Source organism: Saccharothrix sp. ST-888 (genome assembly GCF_000955975.1).
GTDB lineage: Bacteria > Actinomycetota > Actinomycetes > Streptomycetales > Streptomycetaceae > Kitasatospora.
This window is the reverse complement of the sequence record NZ_JYJF01000091.1, coordinates 1-18,776: the sequence shown is the minus strand read 5'-3', so window position 1 is coordinate 18,776 and position 18,776 is coordinate 1. Positions and strand designations below refer to the sequence as shown.

General features: G+C 66.7%; 32 protein-coding genes. 29 read left to right on the top strand and 3 right to left on the bottom strand.

Annotated elements, in window-relative coordinates:
- Positions 1–69 precede the first annotated feature (69 nt).
- From UK12_RS40000 to UK12_RS44805, 24 genes are all read left to right on the top strand, one after another.
- Positions 70–264, top strand: coding sequence for a hypothetical protein (locus UK12_RS40000; RefSeq protein ID WP_156178906.1), 195 nt, complete (start codon positions 70–72; stop codon positions 262–264).
- 112 nt (positions 265–376) lie between these two features.
- Entirely contained in the window at positions 377–526 is a 150-nt protein-coding gene (locus UK12_RS39995) for a hypothetical protein (RefSeq protein WP_156178905.1), read from the top strand.
- A gap of 137 nt (positions 527–663) precedes the next feature.
- Positions 664–1,725, top strand: coding sequence for a hypothetical protein (locus UK12_RS24605; protein WP_156178904.1), 1,062 nt, complete (start codon positions 664–666; stop codon positions 1,723–1,725).
- A complete protein-coding gene (locus tag UK12_RS39990) occupies positions 1,726–2,112 on the top strand; it encodes a hypothetical protein (RefSeq protein ID WP_156178903.1) in 387 nt (128 codons plus the stop codon).
- Positions 2,102–2,494, top strand: a complete 393-nt coding sequence (locus UK12_RS24600; protein WP_045305310.1) for a hypothetical protein — start codon at positions 2,102–2,104, stop codon at positions 2,492–2,494. The genes UK12_RS39990 and UK12_RS24600 overlap by 11 nt, the downstream gene beginning before the upstream one ends.
- Positions 2,485–2,799: a hypothetical protein gene (locus UK12_RS24595; RefSeq protein ID WP_045305309.1), complete on the top strand. Its 315-nt coding sequence runs from the start codon at positions 2,485–2,487 to the stop codon at positions 2,797–2,799. The genes UK12_RS24600 and UK12_RS24595 overlap by 10 nt, the downstream gene beginning before the upstream one ends.
- A gap of 121 nt (positions 2,800–2,920) precedes the next feature.
- A complete protein-coding gene (locus tag UK12_RS24590) occupies positions 2,921–3,295 on the top strand; it encodes a hypothetical protein (RefSeq protein WP_045305308.1) in 375 nt (124 codons plus the stop codon).
- A 90-nt stretch (positions 3,296–3,385) separates the two neighbouring features.
- A complete protein-coding gene (locus tag UK12_RS24585) occupies positions 3,386–3,634 on the top strand; it encodes a hypothetical protein (protein ID WP_045305307.1) in 249 nt (82 codons plus the stop codon).
- 2 nt (positions 3,635–3,636) lie between these two features.
- Positions 3,637–4,266: a hypothetical protein gene (locus UK12_RS24580; protein ID WP_045305306.1), complete on the top strand. Its 630-nt coding sequence runs from the start codon at positions 3,637–3,639 to the stop codon at positions 4,264–4,266.
- Positions 4,266–4,949 carry a hypothetical protein gene (locus tag UK12_RS36885; RefSeq protein ID WP_052682128.1) on the top strand — a complete coding sequence of 228 codons (684 nt, stop codon included), beginning with the start codon at positions 4,266–4,268 and terminating at the stop codon, positions 4,947–4,949. Before UK12_RS24580 ends, UK12_RS36885 begins: the two co-directional genes overlap by 1 nt.
- Before the next feature lie 139 nt (positions 4,950–5,088).
- Positions 5,089–5,532, top strand: a complete 444-nt coding sequence (locus UK12_RS24570; RefSeq protein WP_045305305.1) for a hypothetical protein — start codon at positions 5,089–5,091, stop codon at positions 5,530–5,532.
- Positions 5,533–5,550: 18 nt separating this feature from the next.
- Positions 5,551–6,249, top strand: coding sequence for a hypothetical protein (locus UK12_RS24565; protein ID WP_045305304.1), 699 nt, complete (start codon positions 5,551–5,553; stop codon positions 6,247–6,249).
- A gap of 17 nt (positions 6,250–6,266) precedes the next feature.
- Positions 6,267–6,662 carry a hypothetical protein gene (locus UK12_RS24560; protein ID WP_156178901.1) on the top strand — a complete coding sequence of 132 codons (396 nt, stop codon included), beginning with the start codon at positions 6,267–6,269 and terminating at the stop codon, positions 6,660–6,662.
- A 102-nt stretch (positions 6,663–6,764) separates the two neighbouring features.
- Positions 6,765–6,989: a hypothetical protein gene (locus UK12_RS24555; protein WP_045305302.1), complete on the top strand. Its 225-nt coding sequence runs from the start codon at positions 6,765–6,767 to the stop codon at positions 6,987–6,989.
- 32 nt (positions 6,990–7,021) lie between these two features.
- The gene (locus UK12_RS24550) at positions 7,022–7,606 is read left to right on the top strand and encodes a hypothetical protein (protein ID WP_045305301.1); all 585 of its coding nucleotides are present in this window, start codon (positions 7,022–7,024) and stop codon (positions 7,604–7,606) included.
- 42 nt (positions 7,607–7,648) lie between these two features.
- Positions 7,649–8,134: a hypothetical protein gene (locus UK12_RS24545; RefSeq protein ID WP_045305300.1), complete on the top strand. Its 486-nt coding sequence runs from the start codon at positions 7,649–7,651 to the stop codon at positions 8,132–8,134.
- Between the two features lie 95 nt (positions 8,135–8,229).
- Entirely contained in the window at positions 8,230–8,925 is a 696-nt protein-coding gene (locus tag UK12_RS24540; protein WP_156178900.1) for a hypothetical protein, read from the top strand.
- A 121-nt stretch (positions 8,926–9,046) separates the two neighbouring features.
- Positions 9,047–9,631 carry a hypothetical protein gene (locus tag UK12_RS24535; RefSeq protein ID WP_045305298.1) on the top strand — a complete coding sequence of 195 codons (585 nt, stop codon included), beginning with the start codon at positions 9,047–9,049 and terminating at the stop codon, positions 9,629–9,631.
- Between the two features lie 124 nt (positions 9,632–9,755).
- Positions 9,756–10,187, top strand: coding sequence for a hypothetical protein (locus UK12_RS24530; protein ID WP_045305297.1), 432 nt, complete (start codon positions 9,756–9,758; stop codon positions 10,185–10,187).
- A gap of 35 nt (positions 10,188–10,222) precedes the next feature.
- Complete coding sequence (locus tag UK12_RS24525) at positions 10,223–10,840, top strand: hypothetical protein (RefSeq protein WP_045305296.1); 618 nt, start codon at positions 10,223–10,225, stop codon at positions 10,838–10,840.
- A 62-nt stretch (positions 10,841–10,902) separates the two neighbouring features.
- On the top strand, positions 10,903–11,463 hold the full coding sequence (locus tag UK12_RS24520) for a hypothetical protein (RefSeq protein WP_045305295.1): 561 nt from the start codon (positions 10,903–10,905) through the stop codon (positions 11,461–11,463).
- A 109-nt stretch (positions 11,464–11,572) separates the two neighbouring features.
- Positions 11,573–11,890, top strand: coding sequence for a hypothetical protein (locus tag UK12_RS24515; protein ID WP_045305294.1), 318 nt, complete (start codon positions 11,573–11,575; stop codon positions 11,888–11,890).
- A gap of 280 nt (positions 11,891–12,170) precedes the next feature.
- Positions 12,171–12,527 carry a hypothetical protein gene (locus tag UK12_RS24510; protein ID WP_045305293.1) on the top strand — a complete coding sequence of 119 codons (357 nt, stop codon included), beginning with the start codon at positions 12,171–12,173 and terminating at the stop codon, positions 12,525–12,527.
- Between the two features lie 73 nt (positions 12,528–12,600).
- The gene (locus tag UK12_RS44805) at positions 12,601–13,284 is read left to right on the top strand and encodes a histone-like nucleoid-structuring protein Lsr2 (RefSeq protein WP_331386666.1); all 684 of its coding nucleotides are present in this window, start codon (positions 12,601–12,603) and stop codon (positions 13,282–13,284) included.
- A gap of 51 nt (positions 13,285–13,335) precedes the next feature.
- On the opposite strand, the gene UK12_RS24500 is transcribed toward UK12_RS44805, so the two are convergent.
- Entirely contained in the window at positions 13,336–13,950 is a 615-nt protein-coding gene (locus UK12_RS24500; protein ID WP_045305292.1) for an Lsr2 dimerization domain-containing protein, read from the bottom strand.
- 319 nt (positions 13,951–14,269) lie between these two features.
- Between UK12_RS24500 and UK12_RS24495 the strand changes: the two genes are divergently transcribed.
- The 5 genes from UK12_RS24495 (at position 14,270) to UK12_RS24475 (ending at position 18,122) form a co-directional block, all read left to right on the top strand.
- On the top strand, positions 14,270–14,656 hold the full coding sequence (locus tag UK12_RS24495) for a hypothetical protein (protein ID WP_045305291.1): 387 nt from the start codon (positions 14,270–14,272) through the stop codon (positions 14,654–14,656).
- Positions 14,656–15,618 carry a hypothetical protein gene (locus UK12_RS24490; protein WP_045305290.1) on the top strand — a complete coding sequence of 321 codons (963 nt, stop codon included), beginning with the start codon at positions 14,656–14,658 and terminating at the stop codon, positions 15,616–15,618. Before UK12_RS24495 ends, UK12_RS24490 begins: the two co-directional genes overlap by 1 nt.
- Before the next feature lie 223 nt (positions 15,619–15,841).
- Positions 15,842–16,225 (top strand): hypothetical protein, encoded by a 384-nt coding sequence (locus UK12_RS24485; protein WP_045305289.1) that lies wholly within the window; start codon positions 15,842–15,844, stop codon positions 16,223–16,225.
- Complete coding sequence (locus UK12_RS24480) at positions 16,225–17,052, top strand: ADP-ribosylglycohydrolase family protein (protein WP_231591368.1); 828 nt, start codon at positions 16,225–16,227, stop codon at positions 17,050–17,052. Before UK12_RS24485 ends, UK12_RS24480 begins: the two co-directional genes overlap by 1 nt.
- A 266-nt stretch (positions 17,053–17,318) precedes the next feature.
- A complete protein-coding gene (locus UK12_RS24475) occupies positions 17,319–18,122 on the top strand; it encodes a thioesterase family protein (protein ID WP_045305288.1) in 804 nt (267 codons plus the stop codon).
- Positions 18,123–18,235: 113 nt separating this feature from the next.
- Here UK12_RS24475 and UK12_RS24470 read toward each other — a convergent pair whose 3' ends face one another.
- Together UK12_RS24470 and UK12_RS24465 are read right to left on the bottom strand one after the other, a co-directional pair.
- Complete coding sequence (locus UK12_RS24470; protein ID WP_045305287.1) at positions 18,236–18,427, bottom strand: ferredoxin; 192 nt, start codon at positions 18,425–18,427, stop codon at positions 18,236–18,238.
- A gap of 41 nt (positions 18,428–18,468) precedes the next feature.
- On the bottom strand, positions 18,469–18,776 hold a 308-nt coding region (locus tag UK12_RS24465; protein WP_045305286.1), incomplete at its 5' end, for a cytochrome P450.

Genomic DNA, 18,776 nt, shown 5'->3' with positions numbered 1-18,776 from the left:
CTCAAGCAGTACAAGCGGGACCGACTGGCTAAGGCGGTCGCGCGTCGCACGGGCGCCTTGCGGCCGGGGGTGCCTGAAATCCCCGCACCGCGCCGCACCTGGGCCGCGCCGAGCACCGTGCCGACCGGCGGGGGTAACAGCGGCCGGTCGTACGACGGGCGCAGCGCCCCGGGGCTGGAGACCACCTGGCGCTACGACCCGGAAGACCCGGGCTCGGGGAAGTGCCACCCGTGCTCCTACCAGCCTCAGCCGCAGGAGGACTGACAATGAAGAATCGCAAAATCCTGCTCGCGATCGCGGCCGTCGCTGCGGAGATCCTCGCGTGGACGTTCGTGGGATTTGTTGGGATAGAGCTCGTCCGCTGGGCGGTTGGACGATGACAGAGGCGCAGCGCCAGGAACTGGCGCGCGAGTTGCAAACGGCGGCGATTGCTGAGGGCGAGCGCCGCCGCCGTGCTTTGCGGAAGAAGTTCTCGGACGCGCCGATCCCGCAGCGTACCGAGCCGATAAAAATTGGTTTCCGCTGATGGCCGGTCGACACCGCAAACCTAAGCCGTTCACCTGGCGCACCAGAGCGCGATTGATGCTCTGGTGCGCCTCTCTGTTTTTGGGGCCTGAAATGGCTGGCAAGCCTTAGAGTCGAAGGAGGGATATGGCGAGTCGGGTGAACCCTCGCGACACCGGACGTCTGGCGGTCGGTGATTACGTCCGGAGCGTTCAGTGGGGCTGGGAAGGCGAAGTCGTCTTCACCAATGACGGGGAGTACGGCCAGAACGTCGATATCAAGATCCTGCGCGGAGTGGACAGCGAGTCGATCGGCAAAACGTCTGTACGGACGCTGGCGATCTGCTTCGAGCACGCCGTGCGCCCGGCAGCCGAAAAGCCCATCCCGGAATACGGATGGGAGCTGTGGGGACAAAAGCTCGCGGTCGGCGACACCGTACGCAGCGGGCATCCACGGTCCGATGTCACCCAGACCGGAGTCGTCACAGCGCTGTGGGAGCGCAGCGACGGTGAGCAGATGGTCCAGGTCGGGTGGGGCACCACGGTGGTCACCTATCCGCACCAGTCGGCGACGCTGGTACGGGTAGAGGCCATCTCGGTCGAGCGTGAGAACCAACTTCCGGTTGAATGGCCGGCATTCCTGGCTGCACCGACGAGGCCGGCACTGATGGAAGCGCCACAGGCGCGGGCCCGGCGGCTGGCCGCCCTGGTCGAACTGTGCGCTGGCGAGACGCTGGATGAGCGCGAGCACGGCGGGTGGATGTTTACCGTTCATGGCGAGCCGTACCGCGTGACGACCTGGCGGCAGGACGCGATCAAGGGCCCGACGGACGGACACGCGCTGCGCGCTGATCGGCTGGTGATCCATGGGCCGGAGTGCACGGGGTGGTCGTGGTCAGGGGACTGGTCCGTGGTGCTGGACGGATGCCGCGATCACGCGGCGGGGCTCGGAGTGCCGGATGACCGGCTGCACGCGTACGAGTTCATCACCCGGAACGTGACCGACTGGTACGACCGGGAACAGGGGCGGGAGCGGTGGCACACCGCCAAGGTCGAGCGCTACGAGGGCGACGGCCGGTACCTGGTGCAGCCGTGGGATTGGGGCAACGGTAACTCCGAGTTGATCCGGCGAGCGGACGGCTGGCAGCGCTGCGAGAGGCCGCAGCCGGTGGCGCGGGCGAAGCCGGAAACCAAGAAACGAGCAAGGAAGCCGCAGGTGTAGATGGCTTCGCTGATCGGCGGGCCGCTGCCGGTCGGTCGGCGTGGCTGTGCACCCCGCACGGCTGGATTGGGGGTGGAAATGGCGGGATCTATGGCCGCCGAACGCCGGGGCAACCGGCTGTTGGTGGAGAACTACGGGCCAGGCCGGGCGAGGGTTCCCAGGTGCCGGCACCGAATCGTGGAAGCGCAGCCAGTCGATTACGGGGCCGTCCGGTATGTCGAAGATCAGGACGGCATTTGGTGGGTGGCTGGCTGGGTCCTCGACGGCGACGACACCATGCGGGCGTTGGCGTGGCCGCACGATCGGGTGGCTCGACTGGCCGGCCGACGGCGGGCAATCAAGGACGGCACCAAAACGCGCGCCGATTGGAGCAGCTATGGAAAGTGACGAGGTCCCCGGGTGCCCGGTGCACACCGCGTATCTGTACGACGTGGTGAGGGTCGCTGGACGGCGAGGGCTGGTGGTCAACACGTTGCTCGGTGCGGCATCGCCCGGCGAGCTGATCCGAGTCTCGGCATTCAAGTCCGACGGTGGCGGTCAGGGCACCTTCCGGCGGTCTGACGTCGAGAAGCTCTCGGCCGAATTCGTGGGGATGCCGAACGAGAACCATTACCCCAAGTTCGGCCAGCCGATCACCTCGTGGCAGCAGATCCCGCATGAGTTCGACGAGTACCTGACGTGGGGCATGGACGCCGGGTGCATGTACTGCGGGGCGGCCGAGAGCCACCCCATTCACATCAACGACGAGGAGAGCAACGCATGCACGTGAAGATCGAGTTCTCGCCGGCCGACCACGCCTTCAACCCGCTTGCCAAGCCGGTCGAGGGTATCCACGAGATCGAGCTGACGGCGTCGATCCGCCAGCTCCTGGACGTGATCGCCGCGAAGCTCCCTGCGGGGACGGAGCGCGAGGAGTTCCGCGACACCTACGGGCGGATGGCCCACGCGTTCTCGGTGGGGGCGAGGCAGAAGCTGACCCAGCAGGACAGCGTCGGCGCCCAGCTCCACCCCACGTTCGAGCACCCGCCGCTGACCATGACCGTCTCGCGCATGGAGCCGCTGGCGGAGGCGTAGGCCATTCGAGCCAATTGGCTCGGCTGTTCGAGTGAACTAGGGCGGTTCGACCGTGTGAGGTCGGGCCGCTCTTCCGCTTGTGTGACATACCGACGGATGTCCGTCGAATGGAGGAACACCGATGGCTTTCTACCTGGTCATCACGGAGCGCTGGAGCCGTAAGCCCGGCGATCAGCAGCTCAACCTGATCGGCGATCCGGAGCGCAAGGAGCACCAGTGGCCGGATGACGTGGCCCGGCAGTTGGTTGCGGTCCTGCGTGAGCACGACGCCCGGTTCTCCGGCATGGAGGAGTTCGGCCAGGGCGCGTGTGACGAGTGCGACGGGACCGAGGCCGGCCTGGAGTGCTGCACTCGCGTCGAGCTGGAGTCCTGCCGCGAGCGGATCGAGCGGCGGCTGGACGAGTTCAAGGATGAAGAGTCCGAGCACTTCCACCTCAACGTCAATATTGAGGCATACCGGGGATTCATCAGCATCCAGGTGACCTATTACGCCTGACCGGCGACGAGAGCGCGCGGGGACTGCACCGCAACCCGCGCGCTGTCACCACCTGTCAGCCATCAAATTCGCAGTCCAGGAGGGGAATTCATGGATGAGCGCGTCGATTTGAAGATCGGCCAGCGATTCAGGCACAAGCTGCCGCACTCCGAGGTGTGCCAGCACATGAAGGTCGCCGGCCACGTGATGGAGGTCGAGGTTCGGGAACGGGGTGCGCAGCTCTACAAGGACGGCCGCGAATTCTCCTTCCCGATCGGCTGGGGTGAGGCCGGGATCTACCAGGACCGGGCGAACGACAACGCGCCGTACGTCTACAACGCCGAAATCGTGGAGGTCTGAGCATGGCGGTCGAGGCGAGCATCGAAACCGGCTACCTACTGATCGATACGACCGCATGGATCGAGGACCGGTGCACCCCGGCCGAGAAGCTGAACGAGCTGTTCGCGGAGTGGGAGGAATCCGACGCCGTCAAGTACCCCTACGGCCCGGTGCAGTTCCTCGAATGGCTGGTGACGCAGCCGAACAAGGACAACGACAACCGGCTGTACCAGGTGGAGGCGCCGCACTGGATCGGTGGCGGGGTCGAGGCGTTGCGGATGGACAACACCGCCAACGAGGAGAACCCACTCTACGACGACTTCAGCTACCTGCTGTTCAAGCTCGACGGAACGAGCATGGTGGCGCTCATGGAGGGGACGTCCGTCAGGAACCCCGAATTCCACGAGCTGACGTGCGACGAGATGGAGAACTTCTTCTCCTGGAACCACATGTGGATCGTGTGCGAGGCCAATCAGCCCGCGTGCGTGGGCCAGCACCCGTTCGAGACTGAGGACGGCACACGCTGGCGCTACTACGAGGAGGGCGTCAGGCCGGTCGGCGACCCCTTCTCGCTGGACGAGATCCAGAACGACCAGGGCCAGACCATCTGCCCCCGATGTGGCAGCGAGATCAAGAAGGCGGGGGCCTACTGATGGCGGTCATCGGTTACACGTTCAACGCCGAGAACCTGTGCCCCGGCTGCACGATCAAGGCCATGAGTGCGGCCGGCATCAAGGTCCAGCGCGGCAAGGCGTACGAGGAGGCCATCCGCAAGGCCGCTGGGAAGTTGGGCATCGACTTCTCGGACGAACGCACCTGGGACAGCGGGGATTTCCCCAAGGTGGTTACGGATCAGACGGTTCAGACCGAGTTGCACGAGATCCCAGAGATCGGCGACGCGGTGATCTCGGACGAGCGGTGCGACTCGTGCGGCAAGTGGCTGGGGCTCGGGGAGAAGTCGCCGTCGGAGTCCAAGCTCGCCGCCCACCTGGCCGAGAAGTACGAGTTGCCGAAGTCGGTAGCAGCGAACGTGGGGGCAACGCTGCGCGAGTGGGGCTGGTCGCATCCCGAGTTCATTGATGGGGACATCGTCAAGCTCGGGGTCCGGCAGGTTCCGCACGACTACGAGACATGCCGCCTCGTTCTGGTCAGTGGGTCGGACGCGGAGCTGCGGCTCTACCCGACACCGCAGGAGGACGGCGAAGGATGCTTCCACTGTGACGCGCTGTGGGAGGATCACCGGTTCAACTGCGACGTGTGCAAGAAGGAAGTCGAGGCACTCGACCTGCACCGGCACCAGACCATCGCCCTTGGGCAGCTCCCGGCGGTGAAGTGACCCAGGCGGCGTCTGGCGCTGGCCGTGGGCTAATTCGGTAGCCCGGCTAATTCGGAACGCGACATGGGGGCATCCATGACTGCGGGCGGGTTCGAATCCCGCGCCGGGTGCGTAGTTATCAACCAAAGGGAGGCAATTCATGCACCCGCATATCGAGGTGCGTCAAGTCGATGACTGGGCCGTCTTCGAATTCGGGGACAGCACCGAAACACAGCTGGCAGCCGGTGAGTTGGTTGCGTACTGGGTCGCGCTGGCGGGGCCCGACGGCGAGCTGGAGAAGTACGTCTGGCCGCAGGCCGAGCGTCCGGGCCTGGACGGGTCCTACGACACCCCGTTCAATGTGCCGCCTGGCGAGCTGTACGACATGGCGGTGGACATGTGGACCGCCCATGTCGCAGACGTGGGGCGGAAGTTCACGGTGTCCGAGGGCCATCAGAACGAGGGCCAGGTGGTCGCTGTCACCGAGGTGATCCACGAAGACCGGGGCACCGATGGCAGCTGGAAGACCGGCTTTGTCACGGCTCGGCCGCGCTGCGGGTCGCCGGTGACATACCGGCTCGACCAACTGATGCCCACCCCGTAGAGAATTCAAGGAGGGGAAATGGCGGAAATCATCCCGCCCAGGTGCTCGACAGTCACCCACGATCCGGGGGACCCGTGCACCAAAGTCGCGACGCACGTGCTGGTCTACAGCCAGCCGGAGAACGACAAGCGGCACGAGGTCACCGAGGCCGTGTGCGGGCCGTGCGGTGAGGGCTACTTGAGTCGGCCGTCGCTCAAGGCGAGGCTCGTTCCGCTCAAGCCGGAGACGTACGGGAATCGGAACGTCATCGGCAGAATCCCGCTGCCGGACGGGTCGCGCATGATCATCGGCTTCTACGAGGGGTTCACCCAGCCCTACGTGGTCAGCCGGGTCGGCGGAGGGTACACCGGCAACGGCAAGTACCCGGAGACCCACAAGCGCGCCCTGGAGCTCGTGGTTGAGGAGCTGGCGCAGGTGGTCGGCCTGGTGGTGCTGTCCAAGGAGGACCGGGAGGTCATCCTGGCCCAGACCGAGAAGTACCGCGTAGCCGCAATGACCTTTGAGGCTGGCGACGACGGGGTGCCCGAGGCGGTGGAGATGCGCGACGCTGCCGACAAGGTCATGGAGCAGCTCCAGAAGCGCCACGTCTTCCCCCGCAAGCTCTCGCTGGGCTGGCACCCGCTGGTAGAGCCGAAGGCAGCGAAACGCGTATCGCCCACCAACGCTGAAGTCACTGCGTTCCTCGATGGCATCCCCGGACTTGACCAGGAGAACTGATGATCCCGCCCGAGCAGATGACGCTCCAGACAATCCACTTCAACGTCAACCTGACCGCGCACCAGTCGACGCCTGGCGCCCCGATCTACACCGGGGAACGCGACGAGAACTACAACAAGGTGACGCGTCCGCTCACCGAGGCGGAGGCGGCGAAGGTCCGGCCGGACTTCGAGAAGTACGCGGCGGAGCTGGAGGGCCGCGACCCGGAGGGCTTCCGCCGCTGGCGTGAGGCGTACAACCAGTGGCGCAGCGGCGACATGTCGGGGCTCCTGCCGTCGAGCGAGGCGTTCGCCACGAAGCGCCGAATTCGGTGCACAGCGCACAAGGGCCCTCACATCGAGCGGCCGGAGTGCAAGGACGTGCACGACATCGCGTCGGCCGGCTCTGAGCCGAGCGTCGGCCACCCCTACTGAGTCACCGACTGACTGAGGCCGAAAAGGGCGCCCCGAGTGGGCGCCTTTCGCGTACGTGGGTGCGCCTGACGATGGCCGTCAGTGATTGAAGTGGAGGACACCATGGCGATGGAAAAGAAGAAGTGCGGCGAGCTCCCGGCTGGTGACTGGGTCGCGTTCGGCGGCCGGGCGAACACCGTGAAGTCGCGGAAGCCGGTCAAGGCCCGGATGCTCCTGGGCACCCGAGGCGTGTGCACCTGGGTCGGTGACGGCGACAACAAGGAGCCTCTCCTGGTGACCCGCACCGGCGTCCAGGTCTGGGTCGGGCCGCTGTCCGAGCTGGGCTGACCCAACCACCTACCACCAGAAACGAGGAGCCGATGTATCTGAACAAGCTGCCCGACGCGATCCTGCGGGTACTGGATTCGCAGGAGGAGCCGCAGCGGTGGAACGACGTCCGGACGGTCGTCGAACACGACGCGCCCCACCAGTCCCGCCAGTTCTACGACGTGGTCCACAAGTTCAACCGTGACGGCCTCGTCGGGTTCATCGTCGACCCGGACGACACCTACCAGCTCTCGAACCCGGTGCTGCGCCTCACCGAGGCCGGCGCACGCTACACCGAGGAGCAGCGCAAGGTCCGGCGCGAGCTGGTCGCCGCGAACGAGGCGGAGTGGGACACGGCCTTCTCCTGGACGCCGCTCGTGGTCGTGGATAAGCAGTACAGGGACGCGTACACCGAGATTGTCCTCCGCTTTCACGGCGGACACATGATGACCGACTCGGGGTCCTGCTCGCATGCGGTGTGGAAGCGGGGCGAGCGGCTGATGCGGCTGCACTTTCCGGAGGGCCAGCTGCGCGACATCTGGGGGTGGTCGCACAAGATCGACCCGGACGAGAGCGACGTGCTGGATGCCGCCGCCCTGTGGGGCCCCGTCGGCATGGTCAAGTACTCGAACCGGTAGCAGGGCTCGCTGAGGTTCGACAACAACGAGGAGGGGCTGCTAATGGCTGACAAACCGGAGATCAAGAAGGTCGTCTGCGCGGTGTCGTGGAGGCGTCGCGGCGGGGCGGTGAAGGAGCACGGCGACGCGGTGCAGGTCGAGGAGCTTCTCCTGGGCGTGGAGGCTGTCGAGGGCACGGATCACGACGGCTCGTACGTCCTGGACACGCCGTACATCAACCAATACATCGACCAGCCGTGGCGCGAGGCCCGCCTGATGGTCGAGGGGCTGCACAACATGCACCAGAACCACTACGAGATCCTCTCGATCGAGCCCCTGTGCCGCTGCCTCGGGCCGTGCCGGTACACCGACCGCACCAGGTTTTGGATCAAGCGGGACGGGGTCGGGTTTTTCCCGGCCGCTCTGATCGACCGGGACAAGGGCTTCGAGCGCGACGGCGAGCTGCACCACGACCCGATCGCGGCCGGCAGCGTCGAGGACATGGAGCTGCTGCTGGTGCGACACCGCCGCAGCAACCACCACCAGTAGGAGAACGAGCGTCACAGCCGGGAGGCGGTCTCCGAGCCGAGGTCGCCTCTTTGCTGCCCCAGCGCCGAAGCAACTTCCACCGGCAGGAGAACGTCGTGCACTACAAGCAGGTTGACTGGGAGGACGCGTGGATACACGCGGACCTGTACGACTGGGACGAGACGGACGTCCGCGAGAACGGCAGCACTGCTGAAACCCGTGAACTCGCGTTGAAGCTCCTCGACCTGCGCGACTCGGAGGTCTACGAGCAGGACGAGGAGAAGCTGTTCAAGGCGATCGAGTTCGCCGCCGAACGGTGGCCGGATGGCTTCACCCCCGAGCAACTCGGGAGTATGCACAACGACCCCGTGCCGGATGACCCCGAACTCTGGATCGGCGCCGAGGCGTGGACGGCAGCGTACGAAACCGCCGAAGACCACAACTGGCAGCCGTTCCACGCCCTCCTGGACGGGGGACACGAGGCGGCGATGATGGCCAACCTGTACGTCCACCAGGAGATCGACAAGGACGCCGCCAAGCTGGGTGCCGCGCTGTGGGCACTTGGCGACGCTGAGAGCAACTGGACGTTGCCCCAGCTGATCAAGGTAGTCGAGTCCTGCCGGGGCAAGACCGAGACTGACGTGGACGAGCTGGTGACTCAACACATCAACGAGAACTGGCCGGGCTTCCCGATGGAGTACACCACCAGCACGGAGCAGTTCTTCAAGACGCACGTCCTCAGTGAGAACGAGGTGTGCCTGGAGGGCCCCAAGCCCGGCAACCTCTACTACTTCGACAAGACCCGCTGGTAGGAGGATAGCCCCGTCAGGAGCAGGTAGCCGGTTCGAATCCGGTGCGGGGCACGCAAGGACTGCACCACAACGAGGCTCGCCCAACTCCGGGCGGGCCTTTCGTATTAGGGGAAGAAACGCAATGAGCGATGGCGCTCTGCCTGTCGAGTACCACAATCGGCGTGGGTACATCCACCTCACGCTGACCAACGAGCCGGACCGGCGCACCAGCGAAGTCGGCAAGGTCCACCTGGACTCCGACCTCACGAGCCTCTGCATCGGCACCGTCTTCTTCGACCAGGTCAAGGAGAAGTACTGGGGCACCGTTCGGCACACCAACCGCACCATCGACGCCACCAAGCCCCACGACGACCCGTTCCAGGCGTTGAAAGCGGTCGGGCACCTCTACCTGATCGGCTCGCTCGGCGAGGAGCACCCGATCATCGCGGCGGCCTACGAGCACGCGCGGAAGCGGCAGGACGAGCGGCACCGCGTCCACGCCCAGGTCCCGGACGGCAAGAACGCCCATCAGTTCAAGAAGGTGCAGCAGGCCGACGCCGCCGAGCAGGAGGCCATGGACATGTTGGCAGTCGTGCTTGACGCGGCCGGCTACGACATGGCTGGCCCCGGCGGCTGGCCGAGCGCCGACCTCGCCCGCCCGCAGCTGGACCGCTGGATCGACCGCCAGGAGAAGGACGCGCTCCGCCGGGCTGTCGGGCTCGGATAGCTCACCGGTGAAAAATCCTCGGCCGCACTACCCAAGTGGCTGGCAGTCGGCCGAATTTCCGACTAGTTGACTGAGTGGGCGGTCCGCGATGGGCCGCCCGCTTCCTTTCTTGAGAGGTACGCGCATGTCCTACCTGGACCGGGTCAAGGAACTGATCGCCGACCGTGACGCCGCACGCGACAAGCTGCGGGACGCCAACGGCGACGTGCCGTACGGCAGCCAGCACGACTGGGATAAGACGACCACCGACTTCGAGTACGAGGTAGGCCAGGTCATCGACTACCTGGTGGACGAGATTGAGCAGGCGGAGGACCCGAACGCGGGCAAGTGGACGCTGATCGTCGACCTATACGGGGGAAGCGACCCGGTAGTGATCCACGCGGTGGGTGACACGGTGTCGGCTGCCCGCAGGGACGCCAGCCTCAAGGCGTTCAAGGAGCACGGCATCTTCCTCAACGTGCGCGACGGCGAGGTCCACCCGGCCGTGGGTGAGTGCGACGAGGAGGGGTCTGTCGCCGTGATCTTCCCCGGCCACATCTCCGCCGTCCGCGACTGAGGCACAGCCACACGTACGAAGAACGGAGACACGCAATGCGCGACGACAAGGCGATCAAGAAGATCCTGGACGACCAGCAGAAGCTCGGGACGCGGCCGATCCCGGTGATGCGCATCCACCCGACGCGGGCTGGGAAGTGGATCGCGATCTACGACGGCGAGGGTAACCGCACGGTGGGCCTGGTGGTCGAGGCCCGCACCCAGCAGGCGCCGAACGGTATCGCCATGCTGGTCATCGAGCGGAACGGCCGAGGCGGCAAGGCGACCATCCACCGGATCTCGCGTCAGGGGCATGAGCAGTTCTTCACCGCCAAGGCCGACGAGCTGGAATCCAACCACCGCAAGGCGATCCGATCGATGGCGGCCGGCCTGGCGGCTAAGCCCGCCGAGCCCGGCGCAGCTCCCGAACGCAAGGGCGACTACGACTACTTCAAGTCCCCGGCGGCGGATGACCTCAAGACATGGGTCGGCACGGAGGTCACCGCTTGGCCCTCCTTCGAGGGTTTCCCGGGCCTGCTGACCGAGGTGACCGGCACCCACGCCGTGATTTACCAGCCGTACTGGAAGGCCAACCGTGTGGTGCCCCTGAAGGGCACCACCTTCCAGCGCGTCGTCCAGACCGAGACCGTGGCTGCCGACGTTCCGCAGCAGTAACCACGCGCATCACCCAACCGGGCGGCTTCGGCCGCCCTTTCGCATTCCAAGGGGAGGAAATCATGGAACGCTCGATCGTCTTCCAGTACCCGGAACTTCTCGACAAGGGCGATGACACGCTCGTCATGGTCGTCGCTGACGGTGAGACGGAGCAGGAGGTGTACGCCAGGGCCTGGACCGCCGCGTGGGCACAGATGACTCGCGCGCCTCAGCCCCTGCCGGACAGCGTCCAGCCCGGCGGCGCGCCGGTCCCCGACTTCGATCGCCCCTACATCGAAATCCGCAAGAAGGACTGGTATGCGGACGGCCGCATCCACTGGGGCGTCCCGCTGCCTTCGTACTGGCAGCTCCTGGAGCGGGTCAACTTTCACCCCGGCTACAACTCGGTGTACGTGAAGGTCGGCATCGGCCAGGAGAAACCCCTCTGGAAGGTTCAGCGGGTGCCGGGCCACCGGCCCGAGTGGCTGGTCTTTAACGTCGACGCCCGCTCCTTTAGTCGGGAGGAAGCCATCGAGATCGTGAAAGGCCACGCTGACGAGCTGCGCTGCGTGCTGTTGGAGATGGGCTGCGACCTGAACCCGCATGAGAAGCACCAGCTGCGGCTGATCCGCGATCAGATCTGACCTGACCGGTTCGACGGCGCCCGGAGCCCTGCGGGGTAGCCGGGCGTCGGCGTGTCGGGAGGTGGAATGAGCTGACCGACGGACAAAACCACAACAAGAAAGGCGCGGTATGCCTGGTCACTCGATCGAACAGCAACCGGAGCAAAATCTCCTGCTGGTCGACCCCAGCGTCAGCCTGACTCTCGGTGTCTCCAACGTGACCGAGAAGAACTGGGAGAAGGTGTTCATCCGACTCCAGATTGCCAAGCAGCTTGGCTTGATCAACGAGAGCGCCCAGCACCCGTTTACCCCGGAGTTGGTGCGCCGCCACATCGGTGCACGGCTCGGCGTCTTCGAGTTCACCGACGCCACCTGGCGCACCGAGATCTTCAAGCGGGCGGCGAAGCCGCACGCCGACTTCCTCGACGCCTGGGCCGACGCCCAGTAGTCCTGTTCCCGGCCGCAGGACTCACGGCTCTGCGGCCGACCCTTCCCGTAGGAGTGCACGGCATGTCCAAGAAGGAGAGAGTGGACTGAAATGACGCGAATGACTCCCATCCACGCGGAGGTCACCTACCGATGCCCGAATGGCCACGAGAAGATCGAAGGCTACGACGGCAGCTCTGTCGAGCCCGACCGGGTCTCGATCGATGGGTACGTTGAGTGCGACGATTGCGAGGAGTAGCCGCGCCCTGACAAGCCCGGTAGTCCCTCAGGTCCGAGCCGGTGTGCTGCTGTCAGCCGAGGTCGAGCAGAATACGGCCATGAGCCAAAGCCGATGGACAGGAACGCCGAAGATCGTCTACTGGGACAAGGACGGCCAGAAGTGCCAGCTGCGCGACACCCAGGCGGCGAAGCTCAACGCCATCGCCGATGCTCCCGGCCCAATCGGTCGGTTCGAGCAGCCCAGCTGGAGGGTCAACGAGGTCCGCGCCTTGGAGGACCGGGGGCTGATCGTCGTCACCTGGCTTGAGACCGGCGACGCGGAGCGCCGGGGCGCCTGGCGGATCGAGGGCCTTACAGAACTCGGGGACGAAACCGTCGCCGCATTCAATCTGAAATACGTAAATCCAGACAGCCAGTAATTGAGCCATCCTCAGGCCCCCGTGTTCGTAGCCGGACGCGGGGGCCTTGGTGTCGCACGCTTTAAATACTTTAATGCACGAAATCAACAAGGCAGGAGAACAATCAATGGCTCAGCGAGTGCAGGTCCTTCTTGAGGACGACTTCGACGGCGGCACGGCGGACGAGACCGTAACGTTCGCCCTCGACGGCGCGGTGTACGAGATCGACCTGAAGTCGGTGAACGCGGAGAAGCTGCGCGCCCTGCTCGCCCCGTACGTCGAGAAGGGGCGCAAGCAGCGGGGGCAGCTCACCACGGTCCGGCGTGGCGCAGGTCGTGGCGCAGGGCGCCCGGCGGCCGGCGCTTCGGACACCGCGAAGATCCGTGTGTGGGCCAAGGAGAACGGCTACGAGGTCAACGATCGGGGCCGTGTGGCGGCCCACGTCCGCGAGGCGTACGGGGCCAGCATTGGAGCCGAAGTCAGCCCGAAGGGGACGACCGCTGCGCGACCCGCGCAGGAGGCTCCGGCGCAACCTGCCCCCATCACCGACGAGGACCGGGATATCGCCGCCGTGATCTTCAGGGGCCGCAAGAAGGTCGGGGACGAGGGGATCGAGCACCTGCGCAAGGCCCAAGAGAACGGCGGTGAGTTCGTGCGACGCGGTTCTTCGGCGGGCGCGATTATCAAGGCGCTCGTGGGCAAGGGGCTCGGCAAGGACGGGTACATCAACGGTGCTGGCCTGGCCTACCTCGAACTGGCCGATGCTGCTGGTGCCTGAGGGGCTGTCTGACAGGGCCGCGCTTCCCAAGTTCGGCGGAGTGCGGCCTCGTCACCAGCGGTACGGCATGTCGAGCAGCTCCAGGTAGGCCATGCCGACGCCGGTCACTTCACCGTCCTTCATGCAGCCTCTGCGCTCAAGGCCCCGCAGGCTGGCCATCGTGCTGGCGTCGGGTTCGCCTGGGAACCGGCCGCCGGCATCTACCACGGTCCGGAGGTTGACCTCAGCGACGCGCGACAAGTTGCACCTGTATGCCTCCTGCCAGTCCTCCTCGGAGATCACCGGCAGATTGGGTCCCTCAGAGGAACCAGCCCCCGGCTGTACCCCCTGTGCGTGCGCCAGCGCACTCCGGAAGGCGGTCAGCAGGTGGCCGGGTAGTGGGCCGCTGGGGCACACGGGGACATCCAACTCCCTGAGCCACTTGCGTACTTCCGCCTGCGGCGGGGCTTCGGGGTGGATCCCGTCGTGGTCGCGGGTCTGCTTGACGGGACGCGCGGCGCGTATGTACGGGGCTATCCGTCTCTCGAACTCCTCCCGGTGCTCAGGGCTCAGGTCAATCTCGTACTCCTGGCCGTCCCAGGCGAACGCCAGCGGGCTGGCACCGGGGGTCTTATCGAGATCGTCTTCCCGGATGATCCTCAGGTAAGCCGCCATGTGGTCCTCCATTCGGCGCAGGCTCGCCAGTTCGGGCAGCGTAACTGAGGAGTGCCAGCTCAGCGGGCTAGCGGCACGCCCTTCGGCTGGAGCTCTCGTGGAACAAAGAGGGACGGAACGGGATAGAACCGCTGCGACGCGCCCCTCACCTCTGCACAGTCGATCCACCCCCATGCCCACGATGTTCACGAACGACCCAGTTGTCCCAAGGATCTTGGCTGTTCGCGTGGATCTGACCCGTTAGGCTGACCGCCTCGATTGGCTATGCAAATCGCTGAAATTGCCCGATATGTTGCTCCCGCAACGATCTTCAAGCGAGGGAGCGAGACTCGTGCGCCCATCCCTGTCTGAATCCACGAAGGCCGGCCGCCGCTTCGCGAAGAACAACCCCAACTACCTCCGCTGCCGCCGGGCCAAGCGGCACTGGTTGGACGAGGACAACGCCACGGCTACCAACCTCCCCAAGGAAGAGGGCGCAGGCTGGCGGATCACCATGGAGTGCGTCCGCTGCGGCACGTTCCGCCATGAGAAGTGGGACCGGTACGGAAACCGCTTCGGCAATCTCACCTACGAATGGCCGGACGGCTACCGCGAAGAGTTCGCCCAGGTGCCACAGGACAAGGACGCGCAGGCGGCCCTCAACCTGGCATGGCTCAAGCTCCTCCGGGGCCCCCGGTCGGCTACCGTCCACCCATTGCCCGTCCCGAGGATCGCGTGATGGTGCAACTCACGATTCCTGCCTGCGTCTCCTGCGCGAAATTCGGCGACGCTGTGGCTGCGGAAGAGCACCACACGATCTCATTCGACCGGGGTGAGCACCTCGAAGTGAGCTTCTGTAAGCCTTGCTACCGGGCCCACTACGCGAAGCTCCGCGCATTGGTCGAGGTAGAGGTTGACGAACCAGCAGGAGCGGACGGGAGTATCCCTGGGGTGCCCCGGGTTGTTCGGGAGGCGATTGCCGCCGGGCTCGCAGCGCAAGAGGCTATGAGTGCGGTCGACATCGACCCGCAACCGACCCTTCCGCTCGCCGAGTTGCTTCTCAAGCTGGATGAGGAGCCGTCGCAGCCGGAGCGGGTGTTCATCCTCTGCCGGGACTGCGACCCCGAGGAGCAGGTGGGCTACAGCCGGCGCAACGACCACGCGCGTCGGCACGGGAAATCGGCGCAGGAAATCCTGTGGACCATGCCCGACGGTGCGCCGCTCCCGCACGCATGTCAAGCGCACCCGGGGTGCGAGGAGGTCGGGTTCGGGTACATGACCGAACGTGGGCTGATCAATCACCTCAAGGGGCTTGCCCCGCCTCCGCACAAAGCCAAGGACACCACCAAAACGATCTCAGAGAGGTCGAGCGCAACGTCCCGGGCGAAGCCGGCCAAGAAGGGGGCGAAGAAGGAGGGGGTCCCCCAGGTGGTCTGCCCGGAGCAGCACGCGAAAGGCTCAGCGGAGCCTTTCTGGGTTGAAATCCGCAACCGGCAGTCACACGCGAAGGAGCGGCACAGCGTCGACGCCCCGTACATCGCCTGGGAGAACCCGGACAGCGTTGGGTTGCCGGTTCTGTGTCAGGAGCACCAGGTCTGCGCCATGGTGGGCGGATTCCCGTTCCCGTCCGAGCAGTCCCAGCACATGCACTCCATCAAGAGTCAGCGTTGGGAGAAGGCGGAGCAGCCTCAAGCCGTCTGACACGAGCCAACCGAATAAGCAGAGCCCCGGCCGGTAGCCGCTCACCGCCGGGGCTCTCGCGTTCCAGGAGGCGCCGACGGAGCACCAGGGGGTACACGTCGCCGTCGATCACCGCGTCTCATGTAGTCCACCTGCGAAGGGTAGTTGAGCTGCCCCGAACGACTGCGGGCTGTCCGTGTCAGTCGATAGCATCTCCGCAAGATCTGCGGGCGCGGGAGTTGGAATGCCAGAACTGTCAGAGTTGGAACGGCTGATTGAGGCTGACAAGAGGCTCGGTGCGGCAGCACGTTTCGAGCTGAGGATGCGCCAGGTGCGCATCATCAACGGACTGGAGCCGGCGCCGGAGGACCAGGACGAGCCGGAGGATGGCGTTAAGTCCTACCGCCTGACCGCGCGACAGGTGGAGCGCATCGCCGCCGCCCTGGAGGGCCACGAAGACCTGGAGGCCGACTCCATCAGGCTGTCGTTGGACCTTCCCCTGCTCGAACCTGATGACGTTTCCGCAGGTCAGGGGTCGGTTGATGGCGGCAGCTACAACGACTATCATGCGTGTTCACGGCCGAGGGTCTGCTGCGCTGTCCGCCCGGCGCCCATCTCGCGCCGGTGATGTGCGAGGCATACCAGCGCTGGATGCTGACGCAGCGTCTGCCGAAGCCCGAGGCCGCGCCGGACGGCTGGCTGCTGTCCCAGCCCTTCCTGTACGCGAGCCGGGCGCCCGGCAACGCCTGCACGACCGGCCTCGCCGATCAGCGCAGCAGCTTCAAGACCCCGGTGGAGTTCGGCAGGTTCGGCCCGGTCAACTCCAACTCCAAGGGCTGCGGCACCGTGATGCGCTCGGCGCCGTTCGGCCTGGCTCGGTTCGGCCCGGACCTCTCCTTCGAACTGGCCGCCACCTGCGCCCAGTTGACGCACGGCCACCCCACCGGCTACCTCTCGGCCGGTGCCTTCGCGGCTCTGGTCGACCGGGTGGCGACCGGCACCGAGCTGCGCCGGGCACTCCAGGAGACCATCGCCCAGGTCGAGGCCAAGCCCGGTGGAGCCGAGACCGTCGCGGCCCTGCGCCGGGCGATCGCGGTGGCCGACAGCGGCCCGGCGACCTCGGAGGGGGTCGAGCAGGTCGGCCTCGGCTGGATCGCCGAGGAGTGCCTGGCCATCGCCGTCTACTGCGCACTGCACGCGGCCCGGACCGGCGACGTCCGCCAGGCCCTGCTGCTCTCGGTCAACCACTCCGGCGACTCGGACTCCACCGGCGCCGTCTGCGGCAACCTGCTCGGCGCCGCCTACGGGCTGGCCGCCCTCCCGCCCGAGTGGGCTGCCACGGTGGAGGGCCGGGACACCGTGCTCCAGGTCGCCGACGACCTGGTGGCCAACTTCGTCCACGGCGACCGCAGCCACCTGGACCACCGCTACCCGCAGGACGTCCTGACCGGCTGACGGGCCGCACCGGGTCCACGGCGGACGGCGGACGTCTGTGCGGTCGTGGGCCTCGCTGCCGGTGTCCGAACCGCCGGTGCCCGAACCGCCGGTGTCCGAAACCGTTCGGAAGATGGCGTTCCGGCTGCTCCCGGCCCGCTCCGGGCGGCCGATATACCTGTGCGGGGAGGAACCCGGCCCGGCCCGTGCGGGAAGTCCGACCGGCCAGGGAGACCGGGCGCGTTCGGGAGACCGGACGCGCCCAGAGAACGAGAGGGGTCAGGCGTATGACGCCGGATTCGGCGGAGCTGCCCGAGTCCTTCTACCGGAGTCTCGGCCACGGGTGCTTCGAGAGCACGGCCGCCACGGCGGGACCGTGGAGCCCGAAGACGCAGCACGCCGGGCCGCCGTCCGCGCTGATCGGGCGCGCGCTCGAACGGCATGAGGCGCGCGCGGGCTTCCGGGTGGCGCGAGTGTCGCTGGAGATCCCGCGTCCGGTGCCCGTCGGCGACCTCCGGGTCGAGGTGCGCACGATCCGCTCCGGCGGCCGCACGGAACTCCTGGAGGGCGAACTCACCTCGGGCGGCCAGTCCGTGATGCTGGCGCGGGCCTGGCGGATCGCCGCGAGTCCGCAGGACACCCCGGCGCTGCGCCCGGACCCGGGCCCGCCGCCGCTGCCGGGGCCGCAGCAGCCGCACGGGTTCACCGGTGCCCATCTCGGCGGGTACGTCTCGGCGATGGAGTGGCGCTTCGCACCGGGGAGCGGGTTCGACACCCCCGGGCCCGGCGCGGCGTGGGCCCGGCAGCGGATCCCGCTCGTGGCCGGCGAGGAGGACACCCCGCTGACCCGCGCGCTCACGCTCGCGGACAGCAACTGGGCCGTCGCCTTCGAACTCGACCACGTGCGCCGACTCGTCATCAACACCGATGTCACGCTGGCACTGCACCGCGATCCGGTCGGCGAGTGGCTGTGCCTGAGCGCGGCGACGGCCGCGAGCCCGGACGGCTCGGGGCTGGCCTTCGGGCGGCTCGACGACACCGCGGGCGACTGCGGCCGGATCCTGCAGACCCTGCTGATCGCCGAGCGGTGACGCCGCCGCACCGGTCCGCAGCAGCCGGCAGCTCCGGCAACCGGCAGGACGGGAGAACCCGCTGTGCCCTGCCGGAGGCAGAGGCGTCCGGCAGGGCACAGCGGGTACGGGGGCTATTCGGAGAGCTGGATGAGCCGGACCGGGCACAGCGAGGCCGACTGGCGGACCACGGCGTGCAGGTCCTCGGGCGGCTCCTCCTGGAGCAGCATCACGATGCCGTCGTCGTCCTGGTCGAAGACGTCGGGGGCGAGCATGACGCACTGGCCGGCCGACACGCACCGGTCGGAGTCGATGCTGACACGCATGGCAGCGAACCTCTATTCGGGTATGACGGGAAGAGGACCGGTCACCAGGTGACGGGCAGTTCGTAGATGCCGTAGACCATGGCGTCGTCCTTGAACTTCAACTCGCTGAGCGGGGCGGCGAGTTTCAGGTCGGGGATGCGCTTGAAGAGGGTGCCGTAGACGATTTCGAGCTCGATCCGGCCGAGGTTCTGGCCGATGCACTGGTGGATGCCGTAGCCGAAGGCGAGGTGGCTGCGGGCGTCCTCGCGGCGGATGTCGAGGGTGTCGGCGTCGGGGAAGACGCTCTCGTCGTGGTTGGCGGAGTTGTTGAGCGGGAGGATGCCCTCGCCGGCCCGGATGGTGGTGCCGC

Coding starts and splice junctions, on each gene's coding strand:
- UK12_RS24570 (WP_045305305.1), top strand. CDS start 5,089: ATGCACCCGCATATCGAGGTGCGTCAAGTCGATGACTGGGCCGTCTTC.
- UK12_RS39995 (WP_156178905.1), top strand. CDS start 377: ATGACAGAGGCGCAGCGCCAGGAACTGGCGCGCGAGTTGCAAACGGCG.
- UK12_RS24500 (WP_045305292.1), bottom strand. CDS start 13,950: ATGGAGGACCACATGGCGGCTTACCTGAGGATCATCCGGGAAGACGAT.
- UK12_RS24595 (WP_045305309.1), top strand. CDS start 2,485: ATGCACGTGAAGATCGAGTTCTCGCCGGCCGACCACGCCTTCAACCCG.
- UK12_RS36885 (WP_052682128.1), top strand. CDS start 4,266: ATGGCGGTCATCGGTTACACGTTCAACGCCGAGAACCTGTGCCCCGGC.
- UK12_RS24475 (WP_045305288.1), top strand. CDS start 17,319: ATGACGCCGGATTCGGCGGAGCTGCCCGAGTCCTTCTACCGGAGTCTC.
- UK12_RS24535 (WP_045305298.1), top strand. CDS start 9,047: ATGAGCGATGGCGCTCTGCCTGTCGAGTACCACAATCGGCGTGGGTAC.
- UK12_RS44805 (WP_331386666.1), top strand. CDS start 12,601: ATGCACGAAATCAACAAGGCAGGAGAACAATCAATGGCTCAGCGAGTG.
- UK12_RS39990 (WP_156178903.1), top strand. CDS start 1,726: ATGGCTTCGCTGATCGGCGGGCCGCTGCCGGTCGGTCGGCGTGGCTGT.
- UK12_RS24525 (WP_045305296.1), top strand. CDS start 10,223: ATGCGCGACGACAAGGCGATCAAGAAGATCCTGGACGACCAGCAGAAG.
- UK12_RS24560 (WP_156178901.1), top strand. CDS start 6,267: ATGACGCTCCAGACAATCCACTTCAACGTCAACCTGACCGCGCACCAG.
- UK12_RS24600 (WP_045305310.1), top strand. CDS start 2,102: ATGGAAAGTGACGAGGTCCCCGGGTGCCCGGTGCACACCGCGTATCTG.
- UK12_RS24545 (WP_045305300.1), top strand. CDS start 7,649: ATGGCTGACAAACCGGAGATCAAGAAGGTCGTCTGCGCGGTGTCGTGG.
- UK12_RS24585 (WP_045305307.1), top strand. CDS start 3,386: ATGGATGAGCGCGTCGATTTGAAGATCGGCCAGCGATTCAGGCACAAG.
- UK12_RS24580 (WP_045305306.1), top strand. CDS start 3,637: ATGGCGGTCGAGGCGAGCATCGAAACCGGCTACCTACTGATCGATACG.
- UK12_RS24480 (WP_231591368.1), top strand. CDS start 16,225: ATGTGCGAGGCATACCAGCGCTGGATGCTGACGCAGCGTCTGCCGAAG.
- UK12_RS24470 (WP_045305287.1), bottom strand. CDS start 18,427: ATGCGTGTCAGCATCGACTCCGACCGGTGCGTGTCGGCCGGCCAGTGC.
- UK12_RS24485 (WP_045305289.1), top strand. CDS start 15,842: ATGCCAGAACTGTCAGAGTTGGAACGGCTGATTGAGGCTGACAAGAGG.
- UK12_RS24590 (WP_045305308.1), top strand. CDS start 2,921: ATGGCTTTCTACCTGGTCATCACGGAGCGCTGGAGCCGTAAGCCCGGC.
- UK12_RS24550 (WP_045305301.1), top strand. CDS start 7,022: ATGTATCTGAACAAGCTGCCCGACGCGATCCTGCGGGTACTGGATTCG.
- UK12_RS24565 (WP_045305304.1), top strand. CDS start 5,551: ATGGCGGAAATCATCCCGCCCAGGTGCTCGACAGTCACCCACGATCCG.
- UK12_RS24520 (WP_045305295.1), top strand. CDS start 10,903: ATGGAACGCTCGATCGTCTTCCAGTACCCGGAACTTCTCGACAAGGGC.
- UK12_RS24530 (WP_045305297.1), top strand. CDS start 9,756: ATGTCCTACCTGGACCGGGTCAAGGAACTGATCGCCGACCGTGACGCC.
- UK12_RS24555 (WP_045305302.1), top strand. CDS start 6,765: ATGGCGATGGAAAAGAAGAAGTGCGGCGAGCTCCCGGCTGGTGACTGG.
- UK12_RS24515 (WP_045305294.1), top strand. CDS start 11,573: ATGCCTGGTCACTCGATCGAACAGCAACCGGAGCAAAATCTCCTGCTG.
- UK12_RS24490 (WP_045305290.1), top strand. CDS start 14,656: ATGGTGCAACTCACGATTCCTGCCTGCGTCTCCTGCGCGAAATTCGGC.